Origin of the sequence: Psychrobacter sp. AOP3-A1-26 (assembly GCF_052378235.1) — a bacterium.
Taxonomy (GTDB): domain Bacteria; phylum Pseudomonadota; class Gammaproteobacteria; order Pseudomonadales; family Moraxellaceae; genus Psychrobacter.
In genome coordinates this window covers 1-14,279 of record NZ_JBQSXN010000080.1, presented here as the reverse complement: position 1 = coordinate 14,279, position 14,279 = coordinate 1, and the positions used below count along the sequence as shown (strand labels likewise).

At 42.8% G+C, this 14,279-nt stretch carries 12 protein-coding genes and 1 pseudogene; 5 read left to right on the top strand and 8 right to left on the bottom strand.

All coding sequences use genetic code 11. From position 1 onward, the window contains the following. Window positions 1-30: 30 nt before the first annotated feature. Window positions 31-1,299, top strand: a complete 1,269-nt coding sequence (locus ACT3TU_RS11545; protein ID WP_444784403.1) for a type I restriction-modification system subunit M — start codon at window positions 31-33, stop codon at window positions 1,297-1,299. Further along, entirely contained in the window at window positions 1,289-2,473 is a 1,185-nt protein-coding gene (locus tag ACT3TU_RS11540) for a restriction endonuclease subunit S (RefSeq protein ID WP_444784402.1), read from the top strand. The genes ACT3TU_RS11545 and ACT3TU_RS11540 overlap by 11 nt, the downstream gene beginning before the upstream one ends. Before the next feature lie 36 nt (window positions 2,474-2,509). On the opposite strand, the gene ACT3TU_RS11535 is transcribed toward ACT3TU_RS11540, so the two are convergent. Further along, entirely contained in the window at window positions 2,510-2,860 is a 351-nt protein-coding gene (locus ACT3TU_RS11535) for a type II toxin-antitoxin system RelE family toxin (protein WP_444784401.1), read from the bottom strand. After that, window positions 2,853-3,722: a hypothetical protein gene (locus tag ACT3TU_RS11530; RefSeq protein WP_444784400.1), complete on the bottom strand. Its 870-nt coding sequence runs from the start codon at window positions 3,720-3,722 to the stop codon at window positions 2,853-2,855. Before ACT3TU_RS11530 ends, ACT3TU_RS11535 begins: the two co-directional genes overlap by 8 nt. 446 nt (window positions 3,723-4,168) lie before the next feature. On the opposite strand from ACT3TU_RS11530, the gene ACT3TU_RS11525 reads away from it, so the two are divergent. Next, entirely contained in the window at window positions 4,169-7,495 is a 3,327-nt protein-coding gene (locus tag ACT3TU_RS11525) for a type I restriction endonuclease subunit R (protein ID WP_444784399.1), read from the top strand. A gap of 2 nt (window positions 7,496-7,497) precedes the next feature. Next, a complete protein-coding gene (locus tag ACT3TU_RS11520) occupies window positions 7,498-8,340 on the top strand; it encodes a M48 family metallopeptidase (RefSeq protein ID WP_444784398.1) in 843 nt (280 codons plus the stop codon). 41 nt (window positions 8,341-8,381) lie between these two features. Here ACT3TU_RS11520 and ACT3TU_RS11515 read toward each other — a convergent pair whose 3' ends face one another. From ACT3TU_RS11515 to ACT3TU_RS11495, 5 genes are all read right to left on the bottom strand, one after another. Next, the gene (locus ACT3TU_RS11515) at window positions 8,382-9,434 is read right to left on the bottom strand and encodes a Csu type fimbrial protein (protein WP_444784397.1); all 1,053 of its coding nucleotides are present in this window, start codon (window positions 9,432-9,434) and stop codon (window positions 8,382-8,384) included. After that, window positions 9,434-11,914, bottom strand: coding sequence for a fimbria/pilus outer membrane usher protein (locus ACT3TU_RS11510; RefSeq protein WP_444784396.1), 2,481 nt, complete (start codon window positions 11,912-11,914; stop codon window positions 9,434-9,436). The genes ACT3TU_RS11515 and ACT3TU_RS11510 overlap by 1 nt, the downstream gene beginning before the upstream one ends. After that, on the bottom strand, window positions 11,865-12,617 hold the full coding sequence (locus ACT3TU_RS11505; RefSeq protein WP_444784395.1) for a fimbrial biogenesis chaperone: 753 nt from the start codon (window positions 12,615-12,617) through the stop codon (window positions 11,865-11,867). The genes ACT3TU_RS11510 and ACT3TU_RS11505 overlap by 50 nt, the downstream gene beginning before the upstream one ends. Window positions 12,618-12,622: 5 nt before the next feature. Continuing rightward, the gene (locus tag ACT3TU_RS11500; RefSeq protein ID WP_444784394.1) at window positions 12,623-13,129 is read right to left on the bottom strand and encodes a spore coat protein U domain-containing protein; all 507 of its coding nucleotides are present in this window, start codon (window positions 13,127-13,129) and stop codon (window positions 12,623-12,625) included. 306 nt (window positions 13,130-13,435) lie between these two features. Next, entirely contained in the window at window positions 13,436-13,687 is a 252-nt protein-coding gene (locus ACT3TU_RS11495) for a helix-turn-helix transcriptional regulator (RefSeq protein WP_444784393.1), read from the bottom strand. Between the two features lie 86 nt (window positions 13,688-13,773). On the opposite strand from ACT3TU_RS11495, the pseudogene ACT3TU_RS11490 reads away from it, so the two are divergent. Then, window positions 13,774-13,932: pseudogene (locus ACT3TU_RS11490) on the top strand (transposase); the annotation flags it as partial. 9 nt (window positions 13,933-13,941) lie between these two features. Here the strand turns inward: ACT3TU_RS11490 and ACT3TU_RS11485 are convergent. Next, window positions 13,942-14,279, bottom strand: a 338-nt coding sequence (locus ACT3TU_RS11485) for a hypothetical protein (protein ID WP_444784392.1), incomplete at its 5' end; no start/stop codon positions are given.

The window sequence follows — 14,279 nt, the reverse complement described above, 5'->3', positions numbered from 1 at the left end:
AGGTTATTATAACCTCTTAGAAGCTGTCCAATTTTATTATGCCACTACAGTCAGCGTATCGATGAGGCACTACATGCGATTGAAGAAGCCAATGGCAATAAGCTAAAAAACGTCTTCCAAGACATTAGCTTCAATACTGACCGACTAGGCAATGAGAAGAAGAAAAACGAGCTACTGCGTCACTTGCTCGAAGACTATGGCAAAGACGTCATGAACCTCAGCCCGTCTCGGGTCGGTAGCTTGGATGTAATTGGTAATGCCTATGAGTTTTTGATTAAGCACTTCGCGGCCGATGCTGGTGCTAGTGCTGGCGAGTTCTATACCCCGCCTGAAGTGTCTACTCTATTAGCAACTATCTTAGAGCCTGCTGAGGGTGATGCCATCTGCGATCCTGCGTGTGGCTCTGGCTCGCTGCTTATCAAATGCGGAGCCATGGCGCGTAAAAACTCTGGCAGCAGAAACTATGAGCTGTTTGGCCAAGAAGCGATTGGTTCGACATGGGCACTGGCAAAGATGAATATGTTTTTGCATGGGGAAGACAATCACCGCATCGAATGGGGCGACACCCTGCGCCATCCGTTGTTGCTCGATGACAAAGGCAATCTATTACGCTTCGATGTGGTCACTGCTAACCCGCCCTTCTCGCTTAGTAAGTGGGGTCATGAAGATGCAACGGATGATCCACACGGTCGCTATCATCGCGGTGTACCACCGAAGACCAAAGGCGACTATGCCTTTATCACCCACATGATTGAGACATTGAAGAATGACACGGGTCGTATGGGTGTGGTCGTACCGCATGGCGTACTATTTCGTGCGTCCAGTGAAGGCAAAATCCGTCAGCAGCTCATCGAAGAGAACCTACTCGATACAGTGATTGGTCTACCAGAAAAGCTATTCTTTGGAACCGGTATTCCAGCGGCTATTCTACTGTTTAAAAAGAATAAGACTGATCCTGTCAGTGGTAAAGTTGATGACTCCGTACTGTTTATCGATGCCAGTAATGAGTTTAAATCAGGTAAAAACCAAAACCAGCTTACCGGTGATAATATCGATAAAATCATCGAAACTTATAAAGCGCGAGAAAGCGTCGATAAATATGCTTATCTAGCGAGCTTTGATGAAATAAAAGAAAATGACTTTAACCTAAATATTCCACGCTATGTCGATACCTTTGAGGAAGAGGCGGAGATTGATTTAGATGCGGTGCGTTCTGAGCGTCTTGAGTTAAAGGCTGAATTGGAAAGTTTAGAGACTGAGATGGCAGGGTTTTTAAAGGAGTTGGGTTATGGTGCCTAATGGGTGGACGAAAACAACTTTTGGAGAACATATAGACCTGTTAAATGGATTTGCATTTAAAAGTGCTCTTTACAGCAATGATGAAAATGATATTAAGCTTCTAAGAGGCGATAATATAGAGCCAAATAAACTACGATGGCGTAATGTGAAACGTTGGTCAAAGGATGATTATGAGTCGCTTGAAAAATATCACTTAAAAGTAAGCGACTTCATAATTGCTATGGATAGAACTTGGATTACGGCAGGCTTGAAAGTTGCTGAAGTAAAGCAAGAAGACTTGCCATGCTTATTAGTTCAGCGTGTTTCGAGAATACGTTCTTTACCTACGTTGTGCCAAGATCTTATAAAGCATCATTTTTCAAGCTTCCGATTTGAACAGTACGTTAAAAGCGTTCAAACTGAAACAGCTGTTCCTCATATTAGTTCAACACAAATTAATGAGTTTAATTTACTTCTACCACCCCTCCCAGAACAACAAAAAATCGCCAAAACTCTATCCACTTGGGATAAAGCGATTAGCGCCACCGAGCGTTTAATTGACAATAGTACGCAGCAGAAAAAAGCCTTGATGCAGCAATTGCTGACGGGTAAAAAGCGTTTGCTTGATGAATCGGGGAAAAGGTTTGAGGGTGAATGGAAATTTTCTAATTTTGAAGATTTATTTAAAGTTGCTAATAATAAGAAAACACAGATTAAATCTAGTGATTATCTAAATGAAGGTGCTTTACCTATCGTAGACCAAGGTAAGCGTTTGGTTTCAGGTTATACCAATAATAATGAAGTGTATTCAGATATACCAGTAATTGTTTTTGGGGATCATACACGTATCATAAAGTGGATTGATTTCGAGTTCGCTCAAGGTGCAGATGGTACACAAGTCCTAAAAAATGCAGAAAGTCTACATGCAAAATTTGCCTATTACATATTATTGAACGCTGATATTCCTAACCTTGGATATAGTAGGCATATGAGAGAGCTGAAAGAAAGGGACTTTAAATATCCTTTAGATAAAACTGAACAACAAAAAATCGCCACCGTATTAACCACTGCCGATAAAGAAATTGAATTGCTTGAGCAGCAATTGACTGATTTGCAGCAAGAGAAAAAGGCGCTGATGCAGGTGTTGTTGACGGGTAAGAAACGGGTACGAGTTGATGGGGAGGTTAAGACATGATTTTGAGTAGGCTGAGTTAAAAGCCCAGCCTACAAACTAAGAATCTAACTTCATTTCTACTAATTCACTATCAACAATAGAACTAAGTCTTTTCAAAGCACTGTCATAGACTTTACTATCCTCTCGTTTATCTACTGCCCACACGATGAGTTGTATAGTATCGTCTACCACTTGATAGACTAAACGATAGCCTGCACGTTTTAACTTAATCTTATAACAATCATTCATTCCGCTTAATTTATTTTTAGGAACTATAGGATTGTAACGAACTTTTTGAAGCTTTTTTTTGAGTTGACTTTGAATACTATGGTCAGTTTTGTCCCATTCTTTCTTCGACTCTGAGGTTAGCATTACCTTAAAAGGCGTAGGCTCGATAACGTCAGACATCCAAGACCTCAAGATTAGGCTTAGGGGTGTCTTTCATACGACTTTTTATTAAACCGGTTAGATCATCATCAGTATCGTTATAAATGCTGAAGTTTTCTGGTAGCTTATCCATAGAGAAGTTAATGCAGAACACCTCTACTTCATCAGCCTCTACTTGAAAGTCATCATCATCAATCGCAAGAATGGCGTCATTAATAAGTGTAGTCATCTCAATGGTGTCTTCAATAGACCAATAATCGCTTGAGAATACTAATTGTAAATCCTTTTGATCACTTAGTAGGACATTAAAGTTAAGGGAATAAGTCGCGTAAATCTGAGCTATTGCAACCTTTAGAATCTTTCTAAAAGTCATTATAGAGACGTCATGTTCTACCAACATATTGGCTGTCATTGCAAAATTATCTTTAATTTTTTGCTGTTCTTCGATTGCATAAAAATCTTCTAAGATATTATAAAATTTCCCTGAATCATCTATATTCATTATACTTTGATGATTATAGATATCTAAGAAGTCATGCTTATCAATATCGCTCACATCGAGTGTTAAGATATTTTCAAGCGCACTTTTAACAAGTGGCCAATCTCCTAACTCATTGGCACAAGCAAATAGAGCATGAGCTAAAATAAAGTGATTACCATGTTTTTTGATGGCATCCTTTACAAGCTCATAGCCTTTTTTTGGCTGATTAATGTACACACGATAGCTCGCATCAAGAGAAATACCTTGAAGGTAATCCTCTTTTTTAAATGCAATAATAGCGTTACGCAACCTTTTTAATTTAAAGGGATTGCTAACTTTTCGATGCTCATTAACTAACATATTATTAATGATATCGATATCTACTTGTGGGTCTGTATTCATCTTTTACACCTACTCAATTTTTAGCATTGTGACCTGACAACTTTATTGAGTCTTTTAGCTCTTCATAGGGGTACAATGTGTATAACATAGTATATTATACAAGAACAGGCATCAATGTACTCTTGTTAATATCTCTCTCTATAAACTGCTTAGTAGTGGATATAGAGAGTCTTAAAGAACACCGTCCCATGACCTGCATATTTCCCCACTTTTAAAGCATTCAGATCTCGAGGCTAATTTTTTAAGTTTTTGCTTTTTAGTTTCTATTAACCTATATTGACACAGCAAAGGCAATCAACTAACCTATACCCAACATAACCGTCACGCTTAGTGCCCTTTGGGTAACGCGCAACCTTGGCGGTTTTTTGTTGCCTTTTTATGACGTCTTTTATGCTAGTATCGGCTACAATCGATAAAAACAAACGCTATGTCTTAAGTGGGCAGATATGACCAATCCCAGCATCAACTTTAAAGAAGAATTTAGCGCCAAAATCCCTGCTCTTACCCTACTAATGAATTTGGGCTATCGCTATCTTTCACCTGAAGAGTGCTTGAAGCTGCGTAATCCTAGAGGCTCTAGAGTACAGACCCCAGCGTACTCAGCAACCAATAGTAGCAATCAAGTCATCCTATTGCCTGTATTACGTGAGTACTTAACCCGTCAAACCTTTCCCTTCGAAGGTCAGCAGCATCATTTATCTGAAGCCGGTATCGATAAAATTATTAGCGAGCTAAACCCTGCTATGAATCTAGGGTTAACCCGAGCTAACGAGAAGCTGTATGACGCCCTACTCTATGGCGTCAACGTCACTGAGTTTATCGAAGGCAAAAGAGCCTCGCCGACTATTCAACTCATCGACTGGCAGCATATTGAAAACAATGCCTATCACGTGACCGAAGAGATGGTCGTGCAAAACGCTGATGCGACGGGTAACGTCATTCCTGATATTGTCTGCTTTGTGAATGGGCTACCACTGGTGGTCATAGAAGCCAAACGCCCTGACTCAAACAATCCGCATCAATCGACCAATGCACAAGCCATCTCGCAGCACATCCGCAATCAAGGTCAAAAGTACATCCCGCATCTGTTTGCTTACAGTCAGCTGCTGCTTGCTGTGAATGGTCATGAAGGCTTATACGCTACTTGCGGCACCCCTGAAAAGTTTTGGTCTAAGTGGATTGAAGAAGAAATCAGCGAGACTGAGTTTTATCAATTAAAAAACCAGCGCTTAGATGACGCTCAAATCGACCACCTGTTTGCGCAGCGTAGCGATTTTGATAAGCGTGAATATCAATCACTGCTTGATGCTGGCGAGTTAGCTGTGACGGATCAAGATAGGCTGATCATAAGCTTACTGCGTCCAGATCGACTGCTGGATATGACCCGCTACTACACACTGTTTGATAGTAAAGCAGGTAAAATCGTAGCGCGCTATCAGCAAGTCTTTGGTATTAAGGCCCTAGTTAAGCGCATCAGTAATTTTGATGAGCAAGGAAGACGTGAGGGTGGCGTTATTTGGCATACCACAGGTAGTGGAAAATCGTACACTATGGTGTTCTTATCCAAGGCACTTATTTGGCTTGAGGAATTGGCTAAATGCCGTGTGTTTGTGGTCACTGACCGTGTGGATTTAGAGAACCAAATCGCGCGTACCTTTATATCAGCAGGTGCCCTAAGTGATATAGATCGCCGCCTAGCAAAAGCGTTATCAGGCAGAGACTTAGCGAAAAAGATTGGCAAGACCAATGAGCGTATTATATTTTCTATCATTAATAAATTTGGCGCGGCTGCGCAATACGATGACTTTTATAACCCCAGTGAAAACATCATCGTCTTAGTTGATGAAGGGCATCGTAGCCAAAACGGTGAAAACAATATCCGTATGCAGCAAGCCTTGCCAAATGCTGCTTTTATTGCCTTCACTGGTACACCACTATTAAAAGATGATAAGACCGAAAACAAATTTGGCACTATCATTCACTCCTACACCATGCAGCAAGCCGTGGCAGATAAAACCGTCACACCCCTACTCTACGAAGAGCGTATCCCTGAGCTCAATACCAATGATGTCGCTATCGATAAATGGTTTGACCGTATTACTCAAAAACTGACGACCGATCAAAAAGCGGATCTCAAACGTAAGTTTTCTAAAAAAGGACAAGTCTATCAAGTTGAAGGCCGTATTGAACTGATCGCTCATGACATCTCCGATCATTTTCAAAACTTCAGACAACAAGGCTTAAAAGGTCAGCTGGCCTGTGACTCAAAAGTGTCTGCCATTCGCTATAAACAAGCCTTAGATACCATTGGTAAGGTCAGCTCAGTAGTGGCGATGTCACCGCCTGATACTCGTGAAGGACATGAGGTCGTCGATGCCCAGAGTAAAGACATCGTACAAAACTGGTGGCAGGATAACGTCGCTCCCAAATATGGTATGGACGATACCCAATATACTAAAGACATCATTGACGCCTTTAGCACGGATGCTGGTCCCGATATTATGATCGTGGTGGATAAGCTGTTGACCGGCTTTGATGAGCCCAAAAACACCGTGCTGTATATCGACAAGCCTTTAAAGAGTCATAACCTGATTCAAGCGATTGCTAGGGTTAACAGACTACATACTAAAAAGCAATTTGGTTATTTGATTGACTACCGAGGTATCTTAAAAGAGCTAGATATCACTATTGAAAAATACCAGGATCTTGCTGAGCGTACCCAAGGTGGCTTTGACATTGAAGACTTAGCTGGTATGTACCATGCCATGGACTCTGAGTACAAAAAACTGCCTATGCTGCACAAAAAGGTCTGGGGCATTTTCTCTGATGTTATCAATAAGCAAGATGGACACGCTTTACGCCAGTCCTTATCGCCTAAAATAGAAGAACGAGAGGGCGTATTCATCGATACACGCCTTAAAAAGCGTGATGACTTTTATGCCGCTTTAACTGAGTTTACTAACGTGATGAAAGTAGCATTACAGTCTGCTTCATACTTTGAAGACAGCTTCTTTGAGGGTAAGCGAGATCGTTATAAAAAGGACTTAAAGGCCTTCGTTGAACTGCGTAAACAAGTGCGTGAAGATGCCAATGAAACCATCAACTTTGATAAGTTTGAAGACGATATTCGCATCCTACTCAACAAACATATCGCAGGCATAGAAGTCAGAGAGCCTAAAGGCGCTTACCTAGTCGGCAATATGGGCAAAGACATTAAGCCTGAAGCGCTGAGTGATGATGAAGCACGTAACCAAACGGATAAGATTACCAGCCGTGTCACTAAGATGATTGAGCAAGATTTGGCTGATGATCCCTATGCGCAAGAACACTTCTCCAAACTCCTCAAAAAAGCCATTGAAGATGCTAAGGCCATGTTCGATGCACCAGTCAAGCAGTACATGATGTTTGCTGACTTTGAACAAGACGTCAAAGCTCGCAAAGTGCCTGATGTTCCTAATGAGTTTGTAGATGAGTCAGGTAAACATAACAAGCATGCACAAGCCTACTTTGGGTTATTCAAACACTTATTTACTGCAAGCTTCCTAGCAGAAAACGACTTAGACAATGAGTTACTGGTGAGCTGTGCCTATGATATCGATGAAGTCGTTAATAAAGCAGTGGCAGAGAACTCACTGAATCCGTCACAAATGGAAAAAGATATCAGGGTTGGACTGCTAAAGCTATTGTTCAAGGCCATCGGTACCGATAACGCTAAAAAGCTGTCTGATAAAGTGATAGATATCACTCGCCATGGTATCTCTAGGGGAAACTAGTCATGGCAAGTAGCTTAGAGCACAAGACAGTAAGTAATGATAGCGTGTCTGTTCATGCCACGCCTAGCAATAGTAAGCTTGCTAGAGCTGATGATACGTGGCGTCACTTCTACTACGGTCAAGACAAAATCAGCTATGAGGTAATACGTAAAGACAAAGCTCGTAAGCTACGTATTAAAGTACATCCTGATCAACGGGTGGTGGTGACTGTGCCAACGCAAGTAACAGATGAGTTTATAGATACTTCAGTAAAAAAGCGTGCTCGTTGGATATGGCAGCACGTGCAAGACTTTGCCAATCAGAAAACCCACGTACTACCCAGACGCTATGTCAGTGGTGAGACCCAGTTCTATTTGGGACGCAGGTATGTGTTAAAGGTGATTGTCGACCCTGAGCAAGTCGCTAGTGTGAAGCTTATTCGTGGCAAGCTAACGGTTACCTTAACTCATGATGATAGTAATGCCAGTGACGGTAGCGAGAGAACCAATAAAGTTAAGTCACTGTTAGATGGTTGGTATCAGTCTAAAGCTAAAACGGTATTTGCAGAGCGCCTTGCTGCCGTATTACCTCAAGCTAATTGGGTAAATAGCTCCCCTACCTTCAAGATACTATCGATGAAAAAACAATGGGGCAGTTGCTCGACTCAAGGTAACTTAGTCCTCAATCCGCATTTGGTTAAAGCACCCAAAGAATGTATCGACTATGTGATCTTGCATGAGCTATGTCATATTGCTGAATACAATCATAGTGACCGATTCTGGCGACTGCTCACTCAGGTCATGCCGCATTGGAAAGAAATTAAGACGCAACTCGATAGCATGGCTGAGTTTTATTTGAATAAGTGAAGCTCTAAAAATGTCTATCGTTAATTATTATTAAAATTCTCTCAATAGTTGACTTTGATGGTAACCGTATCAGAGTAGTTGTCTGGTCTAAAATCAGCGCTCGGAACAGTAACAAATACTTCATGTGATTTAGGCGATCCGGTACCAATATCTGCCACGCCATTTCCTACAGTAGTAGAAGTAGCAGTATTGCCCCATATCGTGCCACCAGTACCAGTAGTAGAGCGTAACTGGTACGGTACCTTATCTGCGTTGCCACTAGTGAGTCCGCTCATGACTCCAGCACCATTTGTATTATTGTTAGATGGTTGTAATCCGATATAGTAGGAACCACCATTGGTACAATTAACAGTAATCGCACTACTATTGCTGCCTGTAATATTAGTCGCATTTGCTGAATAGCTACCTAAGTTGACGTTGGAGGTAGCAGTGATTGTACAGCTGGGCTCAATAGCAGCCTGAACTATAAATGGAAACCTATCTAATCCTTGTGCACCCGTTGCGCAGTTTATACCAGCTGAGTTCTCGCTTGCTCTAAACGTTAAGGCAGTATGATTGCCGCTGCCAAAGTTGTTGGTATAGACCCCTTGTGTAGCGTTATTATTCCCCCCATCCATAGAGAAGTTAATAACCTCACTACCTGTTACAGTTGAGTTTGCCCCGATAGCGAGCACTCCTGAGTTATATTCTGAACCATCTCTACCACGTGTGCTCCAAAGCTGCCCTCCAGATAACGTCATAGTAAAATTAAGGCGGCGTCGGCGATTAGAGCCGCTACCAGGTCTCTGCAGGTAACGTCCGTTTACATTAGTATTATTATATTCACCACCATCAGCCGCTAGACAAACCGACACATAGCCAGCGGTATCACCAGTATTAGTGCAACTATAGTTCAGCGTACCTGTAGTATTGGCATTATTTGCGTTAGCAGATGTGATCGTACCAAAGTTCACGATACCAGCACTTCCCACTGCTGTATTCATGCCTGCTTTGCATGTCACAGATAATGCGGCCTGCGCATTGGTTGATAGCCATAATGGTAATAATAATATTAAAAATAGGCTATAACGCCACTGAAGTATATTGATGTTCATTATTGTACCTTCTGACAGATGAACGGCCCGATTAGTGGAATGTCATCATCCTGTTTATAATAATCAAAGCTAATAGTGCATATATCACCAGAAGGTGTACTTACCTTTAATGTATTATGCTCATCCAATGTGTCTAAATATACTTCACCATCGAAGCCGACGATAGCCGACGGCGCATCTTTCTTAGTCGTCAAGCGCACTTGACTGCCAATCTCTATCGGTTGATTTTCACTGTCTGTCAAAATAACAGAGGCAGAGCGCGCTTCTGTAATGTCGAATTTCACCAGAGTACCAGCGCGGTCAGTTGGTGTAGCCTCAAGCGCTACTTTATCTATACGTAGATCAGCAGGTAAGTCCATGGGATCAATACCAATCTTGTTCTCTTGATAAGCGTTCAGCGGTGATATCAGCAATAGACCACGACTATTAGTAGTACCGATAACATTGTTTTGTAGTAACACGGGTACATCGGCGATGCCATCAGTAGATACTACGGCAAAGCCATCATTGATTTGGCGTGCCGCAAATAAACCGCCGCCCATCATAACTAGAGAGCCTGTGCCACTAGCAAAGGTAGAGTGATTACCATCGTAACTACTTATACCTGCTTGTACTTGACCGTAACGTCCTAGATAATTTAGCTCTGCTAATCCGCTACTATTGTCATTATCACCTATGCTGTTATCGATACTGTGCCTGGCCTGTGCTCGCCATCCGATACCACCAGCGCTCGGAGCTGACCGTGATACATCAGCCACAAAATCATTACGATCATCTGTATGTTGAATACTGCTATTAAATGAAATATTACGATCTAGCGAGAATGATGCACCGATCGAGGCACTGTTATTCGCAGACTCATTGAGATCGTGGTTATAGCTAGCGTTTAGGTTGAAGCGTCGACCAAAGGATTTACTCCAGTAGGCGCTAGCAAACTGGGCGGACTCTTCCTCAGCATAGTCCACTTCGTTATAACTTACTCCAAAGTTACCTAGAGATTGAGTGCTATAACCTGTTGAAAATCGATTACTCTGGCGTATGGGGGTTGATCCGTATTGGGTGGCCACATCACGGTAATTGCCGCTAGTACCTAGTGTATCAAGACCAATATTAAAGCGCTTGTTATTCCATAAATAGCTGCCACTATATTGTGCACCGCCTTGTCCTTGGCTCTCACTGCCTGCTAATGAGCCAAACAAAACACCGCCTGGACCTCCTAATATCCACGTTCCACCAATCCCTGCATTAGCAAGATCTTTGGTCGCTTCGGCATGAGTCTCAGCGGTGAAGCGGTTATTCACCCCATAACGCCAAGTACCAAAGGCGGCGATATCGTCGCCATAATCAAAAGATTTGGTTCCGTAATTCTCGCGTACAGCACCAAGCTCTAACGACCAATCGGACAGACCTGGCTGTAGCAGTCGATGGGTATCATAAAGCGAAAAATTAACCGTAGAGCTTTGACCTAATGCATCGGTCAGTACTAGCTGAGCATTACCTGCACCGCTGATACTAGGGGCTGTATTTAGCTCAAAGGGACCAGCAGGTACGTCACCGCTATATTGCTTTAGCCCATTGACGTATAGTTCTACCGCTGAAGGCAAAGTGGCGGAGCCAAAGAATGAAGGCAGTGGAGTCGTCGTCATGTAAGGTTGCAGATCGAAATTGCTACCAATCTGTAGACCACCCAAACGCGTAGACCGCGTCCATGACAGTGCGCCTGTAAGTATATCACCAGCACGAACCGTAATTAGCTTGTCAGGGAATGACTGGCTCCAACTGGTATCTAGCCGTACGGTTCGACTGTCCCAGTCTCGGCTACTATCACCATTATTGTCACTGTTATTAGAAAAGCGGTTACCTGTCGTCAGTGCAGTTGAGCTTAAGACACCACGGGAGTTAAAGGCGCGAACTTCGGTAAAAGCATTTAGATTGGTTGAGTTGTTCTCTGCCCTTGAGCCATAGAGGTTGTAATTCAATAACACCCCTGGCGAAGAGCTAGCTTGAGTGCGACGCTTATCGCGGCTATTTAACACCGTAGTGTTTAGATTAAGTGTGCTCAAAGGCGCTACGATATTCACCGATTGCATGCGTGCGTTATAGTCTATTTTTATATTGGCAAAACTGTTGAGTGGTACGGGATCTGTAATACCGGGAGGGACGATAAAGCCTAGCTGCTGCAATACCGCGACACTCGCCCAAAGTTGGTCTTCACGATAATCAAAATGCGCCAAGCCCGCGCTAGCGCCATTGAGAGTCACGTCTAGGTATAAATCCAAGCCACGCGTTTGACTCGCATCCTCATTGAGGCCGAGTTGGGTAAAGCTATTATCAAAAGGAGTAGTTTGTGAAGTAGAGACAGCAGGCGGGACATCATCTGCAACGGCCGCCTGGCTGACCGACACTGCCACACTTTGTAGCAACAGCGCTTTAGCGAGGGGCGACGTCCAACGTGAGGTCTTGTGTCGTCTGAGTACCATTGATCATCACCTTGAATTTACCGCTAGTCTTAAGGGCGGAGGGCGGTATTTTCAGCGTCCAGTGCATACTGGCACCTGGTAAGACATAGCCTAGTAAACCTGGATGTATATCAACGCTATTGCCAGCAGCATCCAAAAGACTTAGACCCGCTAATTGTGCATGGCCATTACCACTATTACTAACATGTAAATCTATCTGCTCGCCATCTGCTCTGGGGCTGTAGCGCCATTGCAATCTTGGAGTGGTTTCAGTAATCCCAACCGGATTTACAAACACGGGTAATGAGTAGCTCAGCGCAAACTGCAATCCTGTTTTTTGCTCGGCAGATTTGATAGGTAGTTCGTCAATCGATAGCCGATAGCTGTCTTGCACACCTTTTGGTGGCGCAGAGGCACGGATGATCCGGATGAGTTGCTTTTCACCCGGTTGCAGTTCAATCATTGGCGGACTGGCCAATAATCCTCGTGATGCGGTAAGCTGATCGCCTTTGTCATCCTGAGACCAATGGTAGACACGCACTTGCGCCTGTACTACATCGTTACCAGTATTACTGAGCGTCAGGCCGCTAGCATTTTGTTTGGCTTGCAAGCTTAATGAAATAGGAGAGACCTGAAGGCCGCTCGCCATTGCCACACCGCTAGATAACAGTAAACCAGAAAAAATACCGCGTATCGCAACACGGCGTAGCGAGAAATTTGACATAATTATTAATAAGTTACATTAACAGTAACGGTGTCAGCATAAGTACCCGGAGCAACGTCGGTCGAGGTAGTCGTTGTGGCATATACAGTATGAGTAACAGGTGTGGTCACACCAGTACCTGTGCCAGCCATAGTGTTGGTGTCGACGATATCGCCCCAAGGTGTGCCATCTGCACCCGCAGTTTGAGTTAATACATAACCGATAGGTGTTCCAGTTCCTGTTAAAGTGCCAGTACCATCAGTCTCGTCCGTGCTTGATGTTAGACCAATATCATAGGTTGTTCCAGAGCTACACGCCACGGCGATCGTATTGCTACCAGTTTTCACTGAGCCATCATCAACTTTACCGAGGTCGATATCTGAAGCAGTACCTGCTGTAATGTTACACATAGCGAGTACTTCTAGAGTGACATCAAAATTAGCCGGAGCGGCTGTAACAGCATTTGCAGAAACAGCGGTCAAACTAGCAGCGGCAAGTAAAGTAGCAGTCAGTAGGGATTTATTAAATTTCATGGTATACCTCTAAGTGTTTAAATAGTTTTTGTTACTTAATAAACACACTATTACACAGAGATATTACTTGACCTATTATTAGCAGATGAATGACTTCTTTAATAGGATAAGCGGCAAGTTATTATTTTGAATAACTTACATTATTCAAAGGGCTATTAGTTTACAAATTAATTAGAACTTATTTGATAGCTTCAAACAAAAAAATACGTGAGACAGTCTCAAATAACCTGATGTAATTTACCAAACTGTAAAACCCACTAAAAAAACATACCGCCCCACTCTCACAGTTAGGACGGTCATATAAATCTACGCTGAGCGCTGGCTTATCTTAGTATTAATCCATTCAGCAATCTCACTTGCTACCCACACCACCCTAACCTTCGTAAGCTGTACCTTTTTAGGGAACGTTAGATCATAACGATCAGATTTTTCATTGACCATCTCATAAATCGTAGAACGACTAAGACCAGTATAATTGCCAACATCTTTGATACTCAGTAGCTGCGATATATGATTGCATTGCTCGATTACTGGCTGTGCTGCGTTTAAGTTTTCCATGATTTGCTCCTTATAAGTGAATGAGCTATGCTGAAGAAACCGTACAAGTAAACTTGGTAAACTAAGCGTAATAACAGGAGTTTACCATGACCAAGAAAATGAGAACCTACAGTGACGAATTTAAAGCCGAAGCCGTTAAAAAGATAGCAGACAACAGCGGTAATATTTCAACCACCGCAAAATAGCTTGGCATAGCCATGCAAATCTTATCTAACTGGTATAAAAAAGCCATGCTCGATAGATTGCTAATGTATTTACAGCCACCCCAAACTAAATAAGCGCCAAAGCTTATCGACCATACTCGGATAATCGCCATGCGGTCTTGCTGCGCCCATCATATCTATAATAAAGGCACCCACAAATATCATGGCAATAGTAGCAATAATAATACCTAGGCTGTAAATCACCGTCTTCCAAATAGGCTGGTTACGCTGTTCAAGGTTGCCCTCTGGTAGATGTTTGTTCAAATCATAAGGATCATTGGGGTCAATCTGACATTCCGCTTCGATAGCTTTGCTAAAACGATGACGGTAGCTGCTCAGCATGGAGATCACACGGCCAACATAACGCAGCGCTAATAAAGGCAGAATAA